Below are 19,944 nucleotides of genomic sequence, written 5' to 3'. Positions count from 1 at the left end.
ATCGCTTTTACGTAAATTTATAAATCTATATTCAATCTTAGATCAGTAAGGAATAATTACCAATTTTATAAATGAATCACTTCATCATAAGCAGCAGCAACCGCTTCCATAACGGCTTCGCTCATCGTTGGGTGCGGGTGTACAGTTTTTAACACTTCGTGACCTGTTGTTTCCAATTTACGTCCTAAGACCGCTTCTGCAATCATGTCCGTTACGCCTGCACCAATCATGTGGCAGCCTAACCATTCGCCGTATTTGGCATCAAAGATTACTTTTACAAAACCATCTTTTGCACCAGAAGCACTTGCTTTACCTGAAGCCGAGAATGGAAATTTGCCAACCTTAATATCGTATCCTTTTTCTTTGGCTTGTTTTTCAGTCATGCCAACGCTGGCAATTTCTGGAGAGGCATAAGTACATCCCGGAATGTTACCATAATCTAACGCTTCTACATTTTGACCTGCAATCTTTTCGACACATAAAATGCCTTCAGCGGATGCGACGTGCGCTAATGCTTGACCAGGAGTAACATCTCCAATGGCGTAATAGCCAGGAATATTGGTTTGGTAATAATTATTCACCAAAATTTTATCTCTGTCTACCGCGATGCCCACATCTTCCAATCCAATATTTTCGATGTTAGATTTGATTCCAACAGCGGAAAGAATGATATCTGCTTCAAGGGTTTCTTCACCTTTGGCAGTTTTTATTGTGGCAATAACACCATCTCCAGAAGTATCAACTTTAGTCACTTCAGAAGAGGTCATGATTTTAATACCACTTTTCTTGAATGATTTTTCCAATTGCTTAGAAACGTCTTCATCTTCAACGGGAACAACGTTTGGTAAAAACTCAACAATAGTTACATCCGTACCCATTGAATTATAGAAATAGGCAAATTCAACGCCAATAGCGCCTGAACCTACAACAATCATCTTTTTAGGCTGCTCTTTTAAAGTCATCGCTTCTCTATAACCGATCACTTTTTTACCGTCCTGTTTTAAACTTGGCAATTCTCTAGACCGAGCGCCAGTAGCAATGATGATATGGTCTGCACTGTATTCTTTACCATCTACTTCAACTTTTTTACCGGTTTTTAGGGTTCCAAAACCTTCAATGACGTCAATTTTATTTTTCTTCATCAAAAATTGCACGCCTTTGCTCATGCCTTCAGCAACACCACGACTGCGTTGTACAACCGCACCAAAATCTTTGTCAGCTTCTTTTACAGAAAGCCCATAATCTTCAGCGTGTTTAAGATATTCGAAAACTTGTGCTGATTTTAACAAGGCTTTTGTTGGGATACACCCCCAGTTTAAACAAACGCCACCAAGACTTTCTTTTTCAATAACAGCAGTTTTAAATCCTAATTGTGATGCTCTAATAGCAGTTACGTAGCCACCAGGACCACTTCCAAGAACAATGATATCGTATTTACTCATGAGTATTTTTTATTCGTGATTAGAAGCTACGAAGTTACAAAAAGTAAATTTCAAATTGCAAATTACCAATTCCTAAAATGCCAATAGTTATTAAGACCTGTTGGTATTTCTTATTTGTGAGGAGGAGAACAACCAAAATACTGAATTTTGAACAAGCATTGCGGAAGAACAAAGATGGTATATCTTTCTACATGAATACGCGGGCGTTAAATGAGCTTCTAAATTAGAGATCATAAAAAGCATAAAAAAACCTCAATGGAATGAATTCCAATTGAGGTATAAATTTCTTAAATACTCCATGCTATGATTTAGCAGGCACAAATTCTAAAGCATCTCCATTGATACAATGACGCTTTCCGGTGGTAGCTCTAGGGCCGTCATCAAATACATGACCTAAGTGGCCGCCACATGTTGCACAATGCTCTTCATTGCGCATATAGCCAATTGTTGTATCCGTAGAAAAAGCAACATTGCCTTCTATCACACGGTCAAAACTTGGCCATCCGGTACCCGAATCAAATTTGTGTTCACTTTTATACAAAGGCGTTTTACAGGCTGCACACACATAGGTTCCTTTTGAATGGTTGTTATTTAATGGACTTGAAAAGGGGCGTTCCGTCGCAGCCTTTCGCAACACTTGATACTGGTCATCCGTCAACTGTGCTTTCCATTCGGCGTCCGTTTTAGTGACTTTAAAAGCGGTTTTATTTTGGAGTTGATCATCTTTCTTTTGTGCAGATGTGTTACAACTGAAAACCATACTGAGCAATACTATTAAAGAGAGTGATTTCATATTAATTGAGAGATTAGATTTAAGAGTAAGTCGAAAGTACATCTTTTTCCTTTCTAGATGAAGCGTTAAGAAAATCACAAGGATTATAAAACACGTTCACCTAGTATTTGTACGTAATTTTACTACTTTAGGTTTTTATTTTATCATATCTTAACACTCTTTAATCTTTTTATCCTTTTGAATATGGCAGAAGTTACGCCTTGTAGTCGGTTTACCGATTTTGATATCAATCTGTTTTTAGCAGGAAAACACTACAGGCTTTATGAAAAGTTTGGTTCTCACCTTATGGAACATGATGGTGTTAAAGGCACTTATTTTGCGGTGTGGGCACCAAGCGCAAAAAATGTTTCTGTAGTTGGCGATTTTAATGGCTGGAATGACACTAAAAACGTTTTAAATGTGCGTTGGGATAAAAGTGGCGTTTGGGAAGGTTTTATTCCGCAGGTCACGCAAGGTCATATCTATAAATATAAAATTACCAGCCACCATAACGACATCAAAACTGAGAAAGCTGATCCTTATGCGCGTCGGGCTGAACATCCGCCAAAAACAGCGTCCATCGTCTGGGAAGATGCCTACGCTTGGAAGGACAAGAATTGGATGGCAAAACGCAAGCAAAACAATGCTTTAGATGCACCACATTCAGTTTATGAGGTGCATTTAGGCTCTTGGAAACGGCATGCAACGGAAGACCGATTTCTTTCGTATGTTGAGTTGGCAGAAGATCTTGTAGCTTACGTCAAAAAAATGAACTTCACCCATGTAGAGTTGATGCCCATCATGGAGTTCCCGTACGATCCGAGTTGGGGCTATCAAATCACCGGTTATTTCGCCCCCACTTCGCGCTTTGGATATCCTGAGGAATTTAAATATTTAGTAGATACGCTTCATAAAAATGATATTGGCGTGTTGCTGGATTGGGTGCCTTCGCATTTTCCTGAAGATGCCCACGGATTGGGATATTTTGACGGTTCCTGTTTATATGAGCATCCAGATAGACGCAAAGGTTACCACCACGATTGGAAAAGTTTGATTTTTAATTACGGGCGTAACGAAGTGAAATCGTTTTTAATTAGTAATGCCTTATTTTGGTTAGATCAATACCATGCGGATGGTTTGCGGGTGGATGCTGTAGCGTCGATGTTATTTTTAGACTATTCAAGAAAAGATGGCGAATGGGAACCGAACATTCACGGTGGACGAGAGAATTTAGACGCCGTAGCTTTTATCAAGGAAATGAATGAGGCGGTGTACGCCAACTATCCAGACGTTCAGAATATTGCGGAGGAGTCCACCGCATTTCCAATGGTGTCTCGGCCTACTTTTTCTGGGGGACTTGGTTTTGGAATGAAGTGGATGATGGGCTGGATGCACGATACGCTCGATTATTTCAGTAAACCTCCAATATACCGTCAGTACCATCAAAATGATTTGACTTTTTCAATGACCTATGTCTTTTCAGAAAACTTTATGTTGCCGTTAAGCCACGATGAAGTTGTGTACGGTAAAAAATCCATTTTAGGACGGATGCCTGGCGATGAGTGGCAGCGTTTTGCGAATTTAAGGTTGTTGTACAGTTATATGTTTACCCATCCAGGTGGAAAATTATTGTTTATGGGCTGTGAATTTGGTCAGCAAAACGAATGGAATTTTAGCCAAGGGTTGGATTGGCATGTGTTAGATTCTGAATACCATCAAGGCATTCAGCACTTAATTACGGATTTAAATGGATTATACCAATCAGAGCCTGCACTGTACGAAAAACAATTTTCCGGTGATGGCTTTGAGTGGATTGCTTATGATGATCATAAAAATTCAGTGCTGGTTTACATTCGGAATGGGAACGATCCTAAAGATCAAGTAATTATTGCTTGTAATATGACCCCAACACCTATGGTCGATTACGGAATTGGAGTTCCGTCAAAAGGCAAGCTCAACGAAATTTTTAACAGCGATGCCAAAGTTTATAATGGGACGGGCGACTTTAAGAACACTAGCATTAGCACTAAAAAGATAGCCATGCATGGTCGCGATTTTTCCGCCCAAATAACTATTCCACCATTGGGGATGGTGGCTTTTAAATACGCCAAGAACACGAAAACCTCAGTAGTTTTAAAGAAAGCTTCTGAAGTGAAAGTTTCGTCTTCTGAAAGCGCTATTAAGCCAATGTCACAAAGGAAAGCTTCTACCGCTTCTAAAAAGGCGGGTCTTGCACGTAAATCGACTACATCATCAGCAACAGTGTTAAAAAATAAAGCGACTTCCAATAGTTCAATAAAAAAGACCTAAAGAGCATTTCATTTTCATCATTTTTTAGATAAAAACAAACGCGATAGTTAATAATTGCTCTTAACTAAAATTTTATTTTATGAAACTTATGCGTTTTTTTGTGCATTATATTATAAAACTATGATTGTAAATACCGAGTTAGAAAACAAAGGGAATTTGTTCCCATCAAAAATAATATCTTATAAAAAAGACGTTGATACCTTTTATTTTACGACAGATAATGACGTCGTATTGGCATTGACTATCTTAAGGGACAGTGTCATCAGATTCAGGTATACTACAACGGGAACTTTTGAAAAGGATTTTTCTTATGCCATTACAAAACATGCTAGTAAGGGTTACAACAAATTGGAAATAGAGGAGGAGGCTGAATCCTACAAAATAACGACTTCAAAGTTGATTTGCCATATCAAAAAAGACAATCTCAAAGTTTATATTTTTGATGCCAAAGACCATAAACTGATTAATGAAGATGAACTGGGGTTTCATTGGGAAGAAAGTTATGAGTACGGTGGCAACATTGTTAAAATGAGTAAGACTTCTCATGATGGGGAAAGTTTTTTCGGATTAGGGGATAAGCCAGTGGAACTTAATTTAAAAGGCAAACGCTTTGAAAACTGGGTGACAGACAGCTATGCGTACGGCAAAGGGACTGATCCTATTTATAAGGCGATCCCGTTTTATACGGGTCTACATAATAAAAAGGCCTACGGAATTTTCTTTGACAACAGTTTCAGATCTTATTTTGACTTTTGTCAGGAGAGACGCAACGTGACGAGTTTTTGGGCACAAGGGGGTGAAATGAATTACTATTTCATCTACGGTCCAAAAATGGAAGACGTTGTAGCTAATTATACGGATCTGACCGGAAAACCACAGCAATTACCACCTTTATGGGCGCTAGGCTTTCACCAATGTAAATGGAGTTACTATCCAGAATCGAAGGTCAAGGAAATCACTTCAAAATTTAGAGAACTAAAAATACCTTGTGACGCCATTTATTTGGATATTGATTATATGGATGGTTTCAGGTGTTTCACTTGGGATAAGACTCATTTTCCTGATCCCAAACGAATGGTTAAGGAATTGTTGGACGACGGCTTTAAAACTGTTGTAATTATCGATCCAGGAATTAAAATCGATAAAGACTACTCCGTGTTTACCGAAGCTTTAGAAAAGGATTACTTCTGTAAACGTGCCGACGGTCCGTACATGAAAGGTAAAGTGTGGCCGGGCGAGTGTTATTTCCCAGATTTCACCAATAAAGAAGTGCGTGATTGGTGGTCAGATTTATACAGAGAATTGATTGAAGATATTGGCGTAAAAGGGGTGTGGAATGATATGAACGAACCTGCAGTAATGGAGGTGCCTAATAAAACCTTTCCTGATGATGTGCGTCACGAATACGACGGCAATCGCTGTAGCCATAGAAAAGCACATAATGTTTACGGGATGCAAATGGCCAGGGCGACCTATCAAGGAGTTAAGAAATTTGCCTATCCAAAACGTCCCTTTGTGATTACCCGTGCGGCCTATTCTGGGACGCAACGGTACACCTCCACTTGGACGGGAGATAACGTGGCCACTTGGGAGCATTTATGGATTGCCAATATTCAGGCGCAACGTTTGGCAATGTCAGGATTTTCTTTTGCCGGAAGTGATATTGGAGGCTTTGCAGAACAGCCACAAGGCGAATTGTTTACGCGTTGGATTCAATTAGGTATTTTCCATCCGTTCTTTAGAGTCCATTCTTCAGGAGATCACGGTAATCAAGAGCCTTGGGCATTTGATGAGGATGTGACAAATATTGTGCGTAAATACATAGAACTGCGCTACAAATTGTTACCTTATCTATATACCACGTTTTGGAAATATGTAGAGGAGGGCATCCCAATGTTAAAGTCGTTGGTCATATTTGATCAGGAAGACGTGCATACGCATTACCGATCTGACGAATTTGTTTTTGGCGATCATATTTTAGTTTGTCCAATTTTAGAACCTAACGCACGAGGCCGACGCATGTTTATTCCGCGAGGCGAATGGTTTAATATGTGGACTGATCAACAGGTGTCAGGCGGAAAGGAAATGTGGGTAGATGCTGATATTGAAACCATTCCTATCTTTGTTAAAGCCGGAGCGATTATTCCTCTGTATCCTGTACAACAATATGTTGGCGAATTAGAAATTGTAGAAGTTACTCTCGACGTGTATTATAAAAACGGAAAAGAAACTTCAACGTTATTTGACGACGCCCATGATGGATACGATTACACAAAAGGACGTTACAGTTTAAGAACTTTTAAATTAACTGGAAAAACCGACGAATTAATCATTCAACAACATAAAGAAGGTAAATTTGATGCAGGCTACCAAAGGTTTAAAGTAAAGTTCCGTGGACTACCATTTACCGTTAGTAGAATAGAGGTGGACAATGAAGATATCGCTCTGAGTGATGTTAAAATGAATGGAGATAACACAATGATAATCGATAAAAATTTCTCACAAATTCATATTTTCGGACACTAAAAAATACAATTTTAAATTAAGCAAAAACTATTTCTGAATGAGTTCATCACTTAGGGAACGGTTTTTGTATTTTAGACTTCATAACCAAAGACGTAATAAAATGAAATATAAAAATTCAATTATAGCAATAGGTGCATTAGCACTATTCCTATCGTGTTCTACAAATCCTTTTACGGGTCAAAAGACTTTAGCACTTGTTCCAAACTCGCAACTTTTTCCAACGGCATTTGCCCAGTATGATCAGTTCTTGAACGAGAATAAAGTGATCAAAAACACAAAAGATGCCGACATGGTAAGACGTGTGGGCCAAAAGATTGCCGTAGCTGCTGAGCGTTGGTTGGATGCCAACGGATTTCAGGGGTATTTGAAAGATTACAAATGGGAATACAATTTGGTGGACGATAAAACGGTGAACGCGTGGTGTATGCCAGGTGGTAAAATTGTGGTGTATTCTGGCATATTACCAGTAGCCCAAAATGAGGCTGGTTTAGCTGCCATTATGGGGCATGAAGTATCTCACGCCCTTGCTAATCACGGTCAACAACGTATGAGTGCAGGAATGTTGCAACAAGTTGGAGCTTTGGCAGGGAACGTTGTAATTAATGATCCTGAAACATTAAGTTTGTTCAATCAGGCCTATGGGGTTGGTACAAACTTAGGGGTAATGTTACCGTTTAGTAGAAGCCATGAATCTCAAGCCGATGAAATTGGATTATACCTTATGGCTATTGCTGGATATGAGCCTTTAGAAGCAGCGAATCTTTGGAGACGTATGAATGCGCAAAGTGGCGGACAAGCTCCACCGGAGTTTTTAAGCACTCACCCTGCTAATGAAACACGTATTAAGAACATTGAGTCTCTTGTTCCTAAAGCAAAATTGGAGGCCAATAAATTTGGAACCACAACCTTTAAGAATTAAGTCGTCAATTTTTAAATTAAATATCTATTTTTAAAAGCTGTTTGCCCTAAATTTGGCAAGCAGCTTTTTTTTGTACGTGTTGCTATCTAAATTATCTTGACAACCTTAAAGGCATCCTTTAAAACCGTAATTGATCACCCATAATCTACACGAATGACACAACTTCAAAAAGGAAGTAAAAAATTGCTCAATGCTTGGGCCTTTTATGATTGGGCAAATTCTGTCTATACCCTCACCATTGCATCGTCAATTTTCCCTATTTTCTATTCTGCACTATTTATGTCAGAAGTTAAGAAGGTCACAGCATTTGGTTTCGAGTTTAAAAGTACGGCACTGATTACTTTTGTGACGGCGTTTACCTTTTTAGTCGTCGCTCTTACCTCACCAATTTTATCAGGCATCGCGGATTATGTGGGGAACAAGAAGAACTTTATGAAGTTTTTCTGTTATGTAGGCGGAATTGGGTGTATTGGCTTATACTGGTTCAGTTTGGAACACATCCACATCAGTTTGTTGTTTTATTTTATGGGCTTGATAGGGTACTGGGGGAGTTTGGTATTCTATAATTCTTATCTGCCTGACATTGCATTTCCAGAACAGCAGGACAAAGTAAGTGCCAAAGGATTTTCCATGGGATATATAGGGAGTGTCATCTTATTAATTTTTAATTTGGCGATGGTGATGAAACCTGAATTTTTTGGATTTTCAATTGCTGTGTCGTCTGAGATAGTAGCGAATGGAACTGAAAGTGAAATCGCCTTAGCTACAGAAGCCGCCAAAGGTGCCGCCTCAATGAATGCGATGAAAGTTGCTTTTATTACCGTGGGGGTGTGGTGGATATTATTTAGTCAATATACCTTTTATGTGCTACCAAAAGGCGTGTCCTCGGGCAATAAAGTAACCAAATCAGTAGTCTTAAATGGCTTTAAGGAATTACTGTTGGTTTGGAAGGATCTGACCGAAAATTTAAGGTTGAAGCGTTATTTATTGGCGTTTTTTGTATTTAGCATGGCCGTTCAGACTATCATGTTGGTGGCGGTTTATTTTGGAGAAGAGGAAATAGCCTGGGCTGATTCCGATGAGAAAACCATGGGGTTGATTATCAGTATCCTGATTATTCAATTGGTAGCCGTTGTAGGAGCAACTTTAACTTCTAAAGCCTCTTCTAAATTTGGTAACATTCAAACCTTAATCGTCGTGAATGTGATTTGGATGGCATTGTGTTTTTATGCTTACTTCATGATCACACCCAACGATTTTTACTTGGCGGCAGCCTTTGTAGGCTTTGTCATGGGCGGCATTCAGGCCTTGGCGCGTTCCACCTATTCTAAATTCTTACCAGAGACAAAAGACACCACATCTTATTTTAGCTTTTTTGATGTGGCCGAAAAAATCGGTATCGTCATCGGTATGGTCATTTTTGCAACCATTGACCAAGTCACCGGAAGTATGCGAAATGCCATTCTATTTCTTTTTGTATTCTTTTTGATTGGAATTGTCCTACTTTTTAGAGTCCCAAGAAAAAATCAATTATAAAACATTTGTTAAAACTGCACGAAAACTCTTCCGATACTACAATGATTTAATTGTTCCAGACCCGGTCACCTTAGTGTCTTTAGAGAATGGATTGCCTTTATAGGTCACATCTCCTGATCCCGTCACCCGTGCCTTTAACCGTTCATTTGAAACGGCATCCACAGTTCCTGACCCTGTAATGCTAACTTCAGTGTCATCTGAATTCAAATTAAAACCATTAAAGTCTCCTGAACCTGCTAAATTCACTTCCAGATTAGTGGTGTTCCCAATGATGCTAAGGTCACCTGATCCTGCAACTTCCGCTTTTAATGAGGTCATAGCGACATCCAGCTTGACATCCCCTGAGCCCGCTAATGAAACGTTCAGATGTTTTGAACTGATAGTATGTTCTGTCCATAAATCACCAGAGCCGGCCATTGCGACCGCATTTAGTGCTTCAAAAGGAACCGTGACTTTTATAGTCCTATTTTGAGATGGTTGTAAATTGATGCCATCTTCTGTTTTTACCACTAAAGTGCCATTTTTCACTTCTGTAAGAATATAATTTAGGAGATTTTCTTCGCCTGCCACTATAATCTTACCTTCTTTTCCTGCAACCAGCACATAATCGAACGCTCCCGCAAATCTGACGGCGTCATAATCTGTCGTAGTTCTGTTTAATGAGGTCATAACCCCGTTTCCCTTAATTTTCTTCTGCGCTTGAATGCCTTTAACCATGATTAATGCGAGCATACATAAAATTGTTGTTTTCATAATTGTATTTATTTTAATTGCTTTTAAAGGTGACACTACCGTAATCCGTGCTTATTTTTATTCGGTTATTGGTTGTTGCAGATCCTCGGAAACCTTTGTAATACTTATCGTTGGATTCTTCTTTTTTAGAGGTGAATTCAAAATCTTCGGCACCTCTAAGGGAAGCGTATTCTAAATTGATGTCAAACTTAAATTGGTAATTGGCATCGTAACCAATGGTGATGCCGGTGTAGTTAGAATTGATAGAAACATTACCTGCATTAACGGTAATCTTGTCTATTTTGATAGAACCATAATCGGAGGTGAGGTGTATGTTTTTATAAACTTCTCCAAAACGCGCGGTAAGATAGTCGCCATCACCTTTAATAGTGTTGGCTTTTTGGATGGTTATTGAGCCATAATCACAGGAGTAGGTGATATTTTCCGCGATCTCCACTACGGATTTTGTATAATCTGCTTCAATTTCTAAATCTTTAGTTTTGGCAACGGTAAAGCCGCTATAATCGGCACTAATTTTACCACTTTTGATGTACTCAAAAAAGCTGTTATTGGTATAATCAAAGCTTATGGCGTTATTGTCTGCCATGAGTTCTTTAGTGGTAATTTTACCGTAATCACAATTTATTTTGGCATGACCTTCCAATCGGTCTAAGTTTATGCTTCCGTAATCATTACTAAGGTCCACGCTATTGGTGATGGGTAATTTAATAAGGTAATTGATTTCCATATTGACGTTGGAACTTCGGCCCCAATTCCACCAAGTATGCGATCGGTTATTATGAAAGATGGTAGTGGCAGAAACTTTAGTGAATGACGCCTGAAAATCTACCGTAATTTCATCCAGTCTTTCCTCAACTTTTTCTAAACTGTTGCCATTGGTTTTAATTTTGACTTCAATGCTGACGGTGCTTCCGGAATACGTGATGATATTGATATTGCCGTAACTATTGTCAATTTTTAGTAAGGCATCTCTAGAAACAGTGTATTCTTTTTTAATTATTTTTTCTTTAGTGTGTTTTCCGTTCCAATCATTTTCAGCAAAGCTGCTGTTGAACAGGAGGAAAGCGAAGGCAAGGAGTACATGTTTAGTCGTCATAATAATGGTTTTAAAGTGTGAGTTGTGTTTGTTCCGAATGTAGTTTTTTTAACTTTTCGATGGATGCTAAAACGTCTTCTAGCAGGTCAATTCGGTTCTGTAAATTGGAAATCATGGCATACACGACACGTTGGTCATTTCCACTTTCTTGGAGGTCCTTTTTTAGGCGCTTATAATTGGTTTCCAATACATCCATTTGTTTTAAGGCATCGGAAACCATGGCGTCATTTTCTGGAGTCCGGATCGTCTTTATTTTATTAAGTTCAGAATTTATGGTCGTGGTAAAGAAATTTTGAGTTTGGGACATTTGTTCTGAAACACTGGCCAAATCATTGGTTTTTGGTTGTGGTTTGACCACCTTAAATACACCGAATCCGATGACGAGCACAGCAGCGATAGCAGCAATAAATTTATAAACCTTAAAACGTGTCGTTGGGGTCATAGGGTGGTTATGCAACCGTTTTAAAAAGCGCTGTTCATGACCTTCCTTTGGGGATTCAAAGTCAAAGTCGGGATCTAAGTCCTTAAAAAGTTTTTCTATACTATCATTTTGCATCATAAGGTCTTTAACTTTTCAATTCAACATTTAATTTTTGTCTTAAACTTTCTTTAGCTCTAGAGATCATTGTCCGGCAATGGGCATAACTGATGCCCATAATCTCACATATCTCGTCATAATCATAACCTTCAATTAAATTTAAGGTGAGGCATAATCGATAATTAGCTTTCAAGTTCTTCATACACTCCATTATTTGGGCGGATTTAACATTGGTAAATTGGTAATCATCCTCAATATCTTCACAGTCTTCCACTTTATATAACCTATCATCTAAAGGAAGGTTTAATTCTTTTTCCATCATTCGATACACACTAATACTGTTATTTATTATTATCCGTTTCAACCACGGTCCAAACAGCGCCACATCATTTAAAGTGTCCAATTTCGTAAAGGCGGTCAAAAAGGACTCCTGCATAATGTCTTCTGCTTCAAACCTATCTTTTACGATGCGATAACTAGTATTATACATCGCATGAAAGTACCTGCGATAAACTTCCATTTGAGCACGTTCATTGCCGAGTTTGCACTGCTCGAGCAGGTCTTTAATATGTGATAAGGTTAGATTCAAACAACAGTTGCTTTGATATAATGATGAAGTTACTGAAACAATGTTACAGTTTTTTGAATATATTTTCTGAAAATTGATGGTGATGTAAAAATTGGGTTTCAAAATGGATTGCGATAAACAACCCATCTTAAGCTCAAGTATGGCATAACTATTGGAAACATAGGGTGTCTCCGTTAGCAATTCTGTGATCAATCTATTGGTTGTCAGGGGTTAATTGGATGTTAATACTAATTGAAAACAAAATATTATGTCGATTTGATGACATAATGACCTTTAAACATATATGAAAGAATCAAAATTTTTAAGTCTTGACAGTTTGTCATTTCAGGAGTTTGATGAAAACTCTGAGTTAATTCCTTTAATGACACCAGAAGATGAAGAGCAAATAAATAACGAAGAATTACCAGCAACCTTACCGATATTGCCGTTGCGCAATACCGTATTATTTCCTGGCGTGGTGATTCCTATTACTGCAGGGAGAGATAAATCGATCAAACTCATCAATGACTCCAATAAAGGGAGTAAGGTGATTGGTGTGGTTTCCCAAAAAGATGGCAGTATTGAAGATCCTGAAGGTAAGGATGTATATAAAACAGGTACGGTAGCCCGCATTCTCAGGGTGTTAAAGATGCCTGATGGAAATACTACCATTATAATTCAAGGAAAAAAACGTTTTGAAATTGACGAGGTCATTTCAGAAGATCCTTATATTACCGCCACTGTAAAGGACGTTGCGGAAGCCAAACCGGCTGAAGACAACGAAGAGTTTTCAGCAATTATTGAGTCGATCAAAGATTTGGCACTGCAAATTATTAAAGACAGTCCAAATATTCCTACGGAAGCAACTTTTGCCATCAAGAATATTGAGAGCAACTCGTTTTTGGTAAATTTTGTCTCGTCAAATATGAATCTTTCAATTGAAGAAAAGCAAAATTTGCTGGAAATTAACGATTTGAAAGAACGTGCTTTGGCGACGTTAAAATATATGAATGTTGAATTCCAAAAATTGGAACTTAAAAACGACATTCAGTCTAAGGTTCAGAGTGATATGAACCAACAACAGCGCGAATATTTTTTACATCAACAAATGAAGACCATTCAAGAAGAATTGGGTGGGGTTTCTTATGACGAAGAGATTGACGAAATGAAAGTGCGCTCTAAGTCTAAAAAATGGGACGATAAAGTGGATACCCATTTTCAGAAAGAGTTGATGAAACTACAGCGCATGAATCCGCAAGTTGCCGAATATTCCATCCAAAGAAACTATTTGGATCTGTTTTTAGAACTTCCTTGGAATGAATTCAGTAAGGATAAATTTGATTTAAAACGTGCTAAGCGCATATTGGATCGTGACCATTATGGTTTGGATGATGTCAAACGAAGAATTATCGAATATCTAGCGGTTTTAAAACTGCGTAATGATATGAAATCGCCAATTCTTTGCCTTTACGGACCTCCGGGAGTAGGGAAGACCTCATTAGGAAAGTCGGTCGCAGAAGCATTGGGTCGTGAGTATGTTCGGATGTCTTTAGGAGGTTTGCGTGATGAAGCGGAAATCCGCGGTCATAGAAAAACCTATATAGGTGCCATGCCAGGACGGATCCTTCAAAGTTTGAAGAAAGCAGGCACTTCCAATCCTGTTTTTGTATTGGACGAGATTGATAAATTATCCAACAGTAATCAGGGTGATCCATCTTCAGCAATGTTGGAGGTTCTGGACCCTGAGCAAAATGGCGACTTCCACGATAATTTCCTCGAAATGGGCTTCGACCTATCTAAAGTCATGTTTATTGCTACAGCCAATAGCTTGAGTACCATTCAACCTGCGTTGTTGGACCGGATGGAAATTATTGATGTTACAGGCTATACCATAGAAGAAAAAGTAGAAATTGCCAAACGTCATTTATTGCCAAAGCAACTTAAAGAACACGGCTTGACGGATAATGATTTAAAAATAGCAAAACCACAATTAGAGAAAATTGTAGAAGGCTATACACGAGAATCTGGGGTGAGAGGCTTGGAGAAGCAATTGGCAAAAATGGTTCGTTACGCGGCCAAAAATATTGCCATGGAAGAACCGTACAGCAAAAAGATTTCTAATGAAGATGTGATTGAAGTATTGGGATCTCCACGAATGGAGCGTGACAAATACGAAAATAATAACGTCGCAGGTGTGGTTACTGGATTGGCGTGGACTAAAGTTGGAGGCGATATATTATTTATCGAATCCATACTATCTAAAGGTAAGGGAACGCTAACCATTACGGGTAACTTAGGAACGGTGATGAAAGAATCGGCCACCATTGCTATGGAATACATTAAATCTAACGCCGAAGAATTTGGGATAGATCCTGAGGTATTCGGAAAGTATAATGTGCATATTCACGTACCAGAAGGTGCAACGCCTAAGGACGGACCGAGTGCTGGGGTGACGATGTTAACCTCATTGGTATCTTTATTTACCCAACGCAAAGTAAAAAACAGCTTAGCCATGACGGGAGAAATTACCTTGAGAGGAAAAGTGTTGCCGGTTGGAGGTATCAAAGAAAAAATATTGGCTGCTAAGCGTGCGAGAATTAAAGAAATCCTCCTCTGTGAAGATAACAGACGCGATATTGAAGAAATCAAACCTGAATATTTAAAAGGATTGACCTTCCACTATGTCACGGACATGAGCGATGTTTTAAAACAAGCGCTCACTAAGGAGAAAGTCAAGAACTTTAAAACATTATAACCTAAACGGCAACACTAAGTTGCCGTTTATTTTTGGTTTAAAAACCATAAAGATCTCTCGGTGTTGGGGAAGAAATCTTACTTTTGTCCTGCTATGGGTAAGAGGATTGCTGTTTTATACTTTGTGTTATTACACGCCACAGTTTTCGCCCAACTTGGCGGAGAGTCAACCTACCAATTTTTAAATCTAGTGTCTTCGCCGCGACAGGCCGCTTTAGGGGGCAAGAACATCACTAATTTTGATGATGACGTTACGGGAGGTTTGTACAATCCGGCGACTATTAATCCTGAGATGGATAATCAGTTGGCTTTAAATTACTCCAGTTATTTAGGCGGTATCAGTTACGGTACCGGAGCTTATGCCTATACCTGGGACCGACACTTGCAAACTTTTCATGTGGGCATGACTTATATCAATTACGGTACATTTGACGGCTATGATGAAAATGGGGTCTCTACTGGAACCTTTACGGGTAATGAGGCCGCTTTGTCTTTGGGGTATTCCTATAAGATTCCATACTCTGATTTTTATATAGGCGCTAACGCCAAACTGATCACTTCAAAATTAGAACAATACAACTCAATAGGGGGTGCGCTTGATGTCGGGATGATTTATATTAACCAAACGCTTGATTTTCATGCCGCCGTTACGGTTAGAAATCTTGGAACGCAATTTACCACCTATGCAGACCTAAATGAGAATTTACCTCTGGAGGTCAATTTAGGCATGTCTCAAACTTTGCAACATGTGCCTTTACGATGGCATCTAACGTTTGACAATCTGCAACAATGGCCAATAGGTGTATCCAATCCTGCACGGGCCACTACCGATTTAGATGGCAATCAGACCCAAGAAAAAGTTGGATTTATCAATGAAGTCATGCGACATACCATACTAGGAGCTGAGCTGTTTCCAGAAGCCGGCTTCAATTTGAGACTGGGGTATAATTTTAGGCGCGCTGAAGAATTGCGCATTGAAAACCAACGTAACTTTTCAGGTCTTTCCTTTGGGATTGGCGTCAAACTTAATAAATTGCGCTTTAGCTATACACATGCACGCTATACTGCGGCATCGAATTCAAGTTTTTTCGGATTACAGATCGATTTGAGATAAATTAAAAAAGAGTTCCGTTTTAACGGAAAGAAAATATGAAGAAGATTACAATTGCTATTGACGGATTTTCATCTACTGGAAAAAGTACGGTAGCCAAACAATTGGCCAAAGCCTTGGGTTACGTATATGTCGATTCTGGTGCGATGTACCGCGCGGTCACCTTATACGCTATGCAGCATCAGATCATTTCAAAAGATTCTTTTGATGTTGACCGATTGATTTCAGAATTGGACAGTGTTAAAGTCAGCTTTACATGTAATGAACAATTAGGCTTTGCGGAAGTGTATTTAAATGGCACGAACGTTGAAAATGAAATCCGAACTTTAGAAGTATCGCAAAATGTAAGTCAGGTAGCAGAGGTATCTAAGGTAAGACGCATGTTAGTAAATCAACAGCAGCAAATGGGTAAGGAGAAAGGCGTTGTTATGGATGGCCGTGATATAGGCACGGTGGTTTTTCCGGATGCCGAATTAAAGTTTTTTATGACCGCTTCCGCAGAAACCAGAGCTAAACGTCGCTATAAAGAATTGCTTGAGCGCAAAGAGGAGGTCAGTTATGAAGCCGTGTTAATTAATGTAGAATCGCGGGATTTAATTGATTCTACCCGAGAGGATTCGCCGTTGATGAAGGCGGATAATGCTATAGAAATTGACAATTCCAATTTATCTCTAAAAGCCCAATTTGAAACGCTCTATGACATTGCCCAAAAAGTCATCAATCCCTATTAAAAACAAATTATAAAACCATTAGTGTCCGATAAAAATAAATAATAAATTAACAAACTCATTTAAAGCAAGGGACATTAGAAGATTTCCGAAATGAGACCATGCATTTTAGAAACTGTTTCTACCGGGAGGGAATGTGCGATTTTAATTTAAATGATCGTTGTTTGTCAGTTAGTTGCAAACAAGTCTTTATTCTAACAGCGCAGCGGTCTTGATTCTTTATCGGACAACAATGTTATAAAACATAAAAAAAACGATCCATTGGATCGTTTTTGTATAAAAGACATGTTCTATTTATTCGTTAGGAATAATAAGTTCTTGATCAGGATGAATCATATCTGGATTCTTTAAGATGTCGCTATTTGCTGAATAGATCTTTTGGTATTTAGAAGCATCACCATAATATTGTTTTGCAATTTTACCAAGCGTTTCGCCAGATTTAACTGTATGTCTCGCGTACACTGAAGTATCAGCTACTTTAATGTCAGCATTGATGTCTGAAGGGTTTTCGCCGCCAATAGATTTAATTTTATCCCATAATAGGTTTTTCTCATATTGGTTTTTGGCCGTCCCTTTCATTTTTAAGATACCATTTTCTTCTGAAACATCCCCGCCTTGAATGTTTAGCTCTTTACCAAGATCTAAAACACTTTGATACTTAGATTTTACCATAATAATTGATTTTTTTAAGTTAATGTAAACGTAAATTTAAAGAATTTATGCCCAATTTTGTAACCCTTATACGATCATTTGTTCTCCAATCCAATTCCTTTTTATTACAATAGTACATCGCGGTCTCAAATAATTTGTGAATGAGAGAATTATATTGTATTTTTGCACTCCTTTTAGCGGTACCCATTGGAAGATAAAAGGAATGAAAACTAAAAGCAAATAACACTTCTGTGTGTTGATCGCATAAAACTTCCTAGAACACTCAGAATACAAAATTAGTATTCAGCAAATGTCTGAAAAAGAAACAAATCAAGCCGAAGTAGAGACTACTAACGCTACAGAAACAGCAGTAGATACTCAAACTACTGAACAAACGGCTCCTAAAGTATCAGAAGCACAAGCAAATCCTGAGAAATTCTTAGCAGATTTTAACTGGCACAATTACGAAGAAGGAATTGAGCAAGTGGATGACAAGAAATTACAGGAATTTGAAAAATTAGTATCAGAAAATTTCGTAGACACTCTAGACGATGAAGTTGTTGAAGGTGTAGTGATCCATATTTCTGATCGTGACGCTATTATTGATATCAATGCAAAATCTGAAGGTGTAATTTCTCTTAATGAGTTCCGTTACAATCCTAATTTAAAAGTTGGTGACAAAGTAGAAGTTTTAATTGATGTGCGTGAAGATTCTAACGGTCAGTTAGTATTATCTCACCGTAAAGCTAGAGTAATCAAAGCTTGGGATCGTGTAAACAATGCACATGACACTGGCGAAATCGTAAACGGTTTTGTTAAATGTCGTACTAAAGGTGGTATGATCGTTGACGTATTTGGTATTGAAGCATTCTTACCAGGTTCTCAAATTGATGTGAAACCTATTAGAGATTACGATCAGTATGTTAATAAAACAATGGAATTTAAAGTTGTGAAAATCAACCACGAATTTAAAAACATTGTAGTGTCTCATAAAGCGCTTATTGAAGCGGATATTGAAGAACAGAAAAAAGAAATTATTGGTCAATTAGAAAAAGGACAAGTATTAGAAGGTGTTGTTAAAAACATCACATCTTACGGTGTCTTTATTGATCTTGGTGGTGTAGATGGTTTAGTACATATTACTGACCTTTCTTGGTCACGTATCAACCATCCAAACGAGATTGTAGAATTGGATCAAAAACTTAACGTGGTAATCCTTGATTTTGATGAAGATAAATCAAGAATCCAATTAGGTTTAAAACAATTGAGCAAACATCCTTGGGAAGCTTTAGGCGAAAGCGTAAAAGTTGGAGACAAAGTGAAAGGAAAAGTTGTTGTAATTGCTGATTACGGTGCATTCATTGAAGTAGAAGAAGGTGTAGAAGGCTTGGTTCACGTAAGTGAAATGTCGTGGTCAACACATTTACGCTCTGCTCAAGATTTCGTAAAAGTTGGTGATGAAATTGAAGCGGTTATCTTAACTCTTGACAGAGAAGACCGTAAAATGTCATTAGGTATCAAACAATTGACGCCAGACCCATGGACTGATATTACTACGAAATACCCAGTGGGCTCTAAGCACACAGGTATTGTACGTAACTTCACTAACTTTGGTGTGTTTGTAGAATTGGAAGAAGGTATTGACGGGTTGATTTACATCTCTGATCTATCTTGGACTAAGAAAATCAAGCATCCAAGTGAGTTCTGTAACGTAGGTGATAACTTAGATGTTGTAGTATTGGAATTGGATGTTGAAGGACGTAAATTAAGTTTAGGTCACAAACAAACTACCACCAATCCTTGGGATAAATACGAAACTGAATTTGCTTTAGGTACTACGCACAAAGCAGAAATTTCTGAAATGGTTGATAAAGGTGCAACTGTAGAGTTTAACGAAGATATCGTTGCTTTCGTTCCTTCACGTCATTTAGAAATGGAAGATGGTAAGAAATTGAAAAAAGGTGATACTGCTGAATTCAAAATTATTGAGTTCAACAAAGAATTCAAACGTGTTGTCGCTTCTCATACTGCTATCTTTAAACAAGAAGAAATTGCTAACGTAAAAGCGGCTGTTGCTAAAGCAGAAGCTTCTGCAGCAGAGTCAAAACCAACACTTGGTGATGCCAATGATGCTTTACAAGCTCTTAAAGATAAAATGGACGGGAAGAAATAATCTTTCAAAACATTTGTAAATCAAAGCCTTCAACATCTCGTTGAAGGCTTTTTTATTTCTAATACGT

15 protein-coding genes are annotated in these 19,944 nt (G+C 38.3%); 8 read left to right on the top strand and 7 right to left on the bottom strand.

The annotated features are described in order from the left end of the window. Window positions 1-65 precede the first annotated feature (65 nt). Window positions 66-1,442 carry a dihydrolipoyl dehydrogenase gene (gene lpdA / locus ES711_RS13510; RefSeq protein ID WP_146893833.1) on the bottom strand — a complete coding sequence of 459 codons (1,377 nt, stop codon included), beginning with the start codon at window positions 1,440-1,442 and terminating at the stop codon, window positions 66-68. 301 nt (window positions 1,443-1,743) lie between these two features. Further along, entirely contained in the window at window positions 1,744-2,235 is a 492-nt protein-coding gene (msrB, locus tag ES711_RS13505; protein WP_146893832.1) for a peptide-methionine (R)-S-oxide reductase MsrB, read from the bottom strand. A gap of 183 nt (window positions 2,236-2,418) precedes the next feature. Here msrB and glgB point away from each other — a divergent pair, with 183 nt between their 5' ends. From glgB to ES711_RS13485, 4 genes are all read left to right on the top strand, one after another. Beyond that, the gene (gene glgB / locus ES711_RS13500; RefSeq protein ID WP_146893831.1) at window positions 2,419-4,524 is read left to right on the top strand and encodes a 1,4-alpha-glucan branching protein GlgB; all 2,106 of its coding nucleotides are present in this window, start codon (window positions 2,419-2,421) and stop codon (window positions 4,522-4,524) included. A gap of 120 nt (window positions 4,525-4,644) precedes the next feature. Next, window positions 4,645-7,050 carry a glycoside hydrolase family 31 protein gene (locus ES711_RS13495; RefSeq protein ID WP_146893830.1) on the top strand — a complete coding sequence of 802 codons (2,406 nt, stop codon included), beginning with the start codon at window positions 4,645-4,647 and terminating at the stop codon, window positions 7,048-7,050. A gap of 100 nt (window positions 7,051-7,150) precedes the next feature. After that, window positions 7,151-7,969, top strand: a complete 819-nt coding sequence (locus tag ES711_RS13490; RefSeq protein ID WP_146893927.1) for a M48 family metallopeptidase — start codon at window positions 7,151-7,153, stop codon at window positions 7,967-7,969. Between the two features lie 153 nt (window positions 7,970-8,122). Next, a complete protein-coding gene (locus ES711_RS13485) occupies window positions 8,123-9,505 on the top strand; it encodes an MFS transporter (RefSeq protein ID WP_146893829.1) in 1,383 nt (460 codons plus the stop codon). Window positions 9,506-9,541: 36 nt separating this feature from the next. Here ES711_RS13485 and ES711_RS13480 read toward each other — a convergent pair whose 3' ends face one another. Genes ES711_RS13480 through ES711_RS13465 form a run of 4 tightly spaced genes read right to left on the bottom strand, consistent with a single transcriptional unit; the run spans window position 9,542 to window position 12,481 of the window. Then, window positions 9,542-10,258: a head GIN domain-containing protein gene (locus ES711_RS13480; protein ID WP_246139197.1), complete on the bottom strand. Its 717-nt coding sequence runs from the start codon at window positions 10,256-10,258 to the stop codon at window positions 9,542-9,544. Window positions 10,259-10,271: 13 nt separating this feature from the next. Then, the gene (locus tag ES711_RS13475) at window positions 10,272-11,354 is read right to left on the bottom strand and encodes a hypothetical protein (RefSeq protein WP_146893828.1); all 1,083 of its coding nucleotides are present in this window, start codon (window positions 11,352-11,354) and stop codon (window positions 10,272-10,274) included. A gap of 10 nt (window positions 11,355-11,364) precedes the next feature. Then, a complete protein-coding gene (locus ES711_RS13470; protein WP_146893827.1) occupies window positions 11,365-11,913 on the bottom strand; it encodes a hypothetical protein in 549 nt (182 codons plus the stop codon). Between the two features lie 7 nt (window positions 11,914-11,920). Next, window positions 11,921-12,481, bottom strand: coding sequence for an RNA polymerase sigma factor (locus tag ES711_RS13465; RefSeq protein ID WP_246139196.1), 561 nt, complete (start codon window positions 12,479-12,481; stop codon window positions 11,921-11,923). A gap of 283 nt (window positions 12,482-12,764) precedes the next feature. On the opposite strand from ES711_RS13465, the gene lon reads away from it, so the two are divergent. The 3 genes from lon to cmk all read left to right on the top strand — a co-directional run bounded on the left by lon (window position 12,765) and on the right by cmk (window position 17,056). After that, the gene (lon, locus tag ES711_RS13460) at window positions 12,765-15,215 is read left to right on the top strand and encodes an endopeptidase La (protein ID WP_146893826.1); all 2,451 of its coding nucleotides are present in this window, start codon (window positions 12,765-12,767) and stop codon (window positions 15,213-15,215) included. 93 nt (window positions 15,216-15,308) lie between these two features. Further along, window positions 15,309-16,328: a type IX secretion system protein PorQ gene (gene porQ, locus ES711_RS13455; RefSeq protein WP_146893825.1), complete on the top strand. Its 1,020-nt coding sequence runs from the start codon at window positions 15,309-15,311 to the stop codon at window positions 16,326-16,328. A 35-nt stretch (window positions 16,329-16,363) separates the two neighbouring features. Next, on the top strand, window positions 16,364-17,056 hold the full coding sequence (gene cmk, locus ES711_RS13450; RefSeq protein WP_146893824.1) for a (d)CMP kinase: 693 nt from the start codon (window positions 16,364-16,366) through the stop codon (window positions 17,054-17,056). Window positions 17,057-17,347: 291 nt separating this feature from the next. On the opposite strand, the gene ES711_RS13445 is transcribed toward cmk, so the two are convergent. Continuing rightward, window positions 17,348-17,725 carry a LysM peptidoglycan-binding domain-containing protein gene (locus ES711_RS13445; RefSeq protein ID WP_211363077.1) on the bottom strand — a complete coding sequence of 126 codons (378 nt, stop codon included), beginning with the start codon at window positions 17,723-17,725 and terminating at the stop codon, window positions 17,348-17,350. A gap of 289 nt (window positions 17,726-18,014) precedes the next feature. Here ES711_RS13445 and rpsA point away from each other — a divergent pair, with 289 nt between their 5' ends. After that, window positions 18,015-19,877 carry a 30S ribosomal protein S1 gene (gene rpsA / locus ES711_RS13440; RefSeq protein WP_146893822.1) on the top strand — a complete coding sequence of 621 codons (1,863 nt, stop codon included), beginning with the start codon at window positions 18,015-18,017 and terminating at the stop codon, window positions 19,875-19,877. The last annotated feature ends 67 nt before the right edge of the window (window positions 19,878-19,944 follow it).

It is taken from the genome of Gelidibacter salicanalis, from assembly GCF_007997285.1.
Classification (GTDB): domain Bacteria; phylum Bacteroidota; class Bacteroidia; order Flavobacteriales; family Flavobacteriaceae; genus Gelidibacter; species Gelidibacter salicanalis.
This window is presented reverse-complemented; position numbering and strand designations above follow the sequence as displayed.

Bases quoted from the DNA above. Each gene is read 5' to 3' on its own strand.
- lpdA (WP_146893833.1), bottom strand. From the start codon at position 1,442: ATGAGTAAATACGATATCATTGTTCTTGGAAGTGGTCCTGGTGGCTAC.
- msrB (WP_146893832.1), bottom strand. From the start codon at position 2,235: ATGAAATCACTCTCTTTAATAGTATTGCTCAGTATGGTTTTCAGTTGT.
- glgB (WP_146893831.1), top strand. From the start codon at position 2,419: ATGGCAGAAGTTACGCCTTGTAGTCGGTTTACCGATTTTGATATCAAT.
- ES711_RS13495 (WP_146893830.1), top strand. From the start codon at position 4,645: ATGATTGTAAATACCGAGTTAGAAAACAAAGGGAATTTGTTCCCATCA.
- ES711_RS13490 (WP_146893927.1), top strand. From the start codon at position 7,151: ATGAAATATAAAAATTCAATTATAGCAATAGGTGCATTAGCACTATTC.
- ES711_RS13485 (WP_146893829.1), top strand. From the start codon at position 8,123: ATGACACAACTTCAAAAAGGAAGTAAAAAATTGCTCAATGCTTGGGCC.
- ES711_RS13480 (WP_246139197.1), bottom strand. From the start codon at position 10,258: ATGAAAACAACAATTTTATGTATGCTCGCATTAATCATGGTTAAAGGC.
- ES711_RS13475 (WP_146893828.1), bottom strand. From the start codon at position 11,354: ATGACGACTAAACATGTACTCCTTGCCTTCGCTTTCCTCCTGTTCAAC.
- ES711_RS13470 (WP_146893827.1), bottom strand. From the start codon at position 11,913: ATGATGCAAAATGATAGTATAGAAAAACTTTTTAAGGACTTAGATCCC.
- lon (WP_146893826.1), top strand. From the start codon at position 12,765: ATGAAAGAATCAAAATTTTTAAGTCTTGACAGTTTGTCATTTCAGGAG.
- porQ (WP_146893825.1), top strand. From the start codon at position 15,309: ATGGGTAAGAGGATTGCTGTTTTATACTTTGTGTTATTACACGCCACA.
- cmk (WP_146893824.1), top strand. From the start codon at position 16,364: ATGAAGAAGATTACAATTGCTATTGACGGATTTTCATCTACTGGAAAA.
- ES711_RS13445 (WP_211363077.1), bottom strand. From the start codon at position 17,725: ATGGTAAAATCTAAGTATCAAAGTGTTTTAGATCTTGGTAAAGAGCTA.
- rpsA (WP_146893822.1), top strand. From the start codon at position 18,015: ATGTCTGAAAAAGAAACAAATCAAGCCGAAGTAGAGACTACTAACGCT.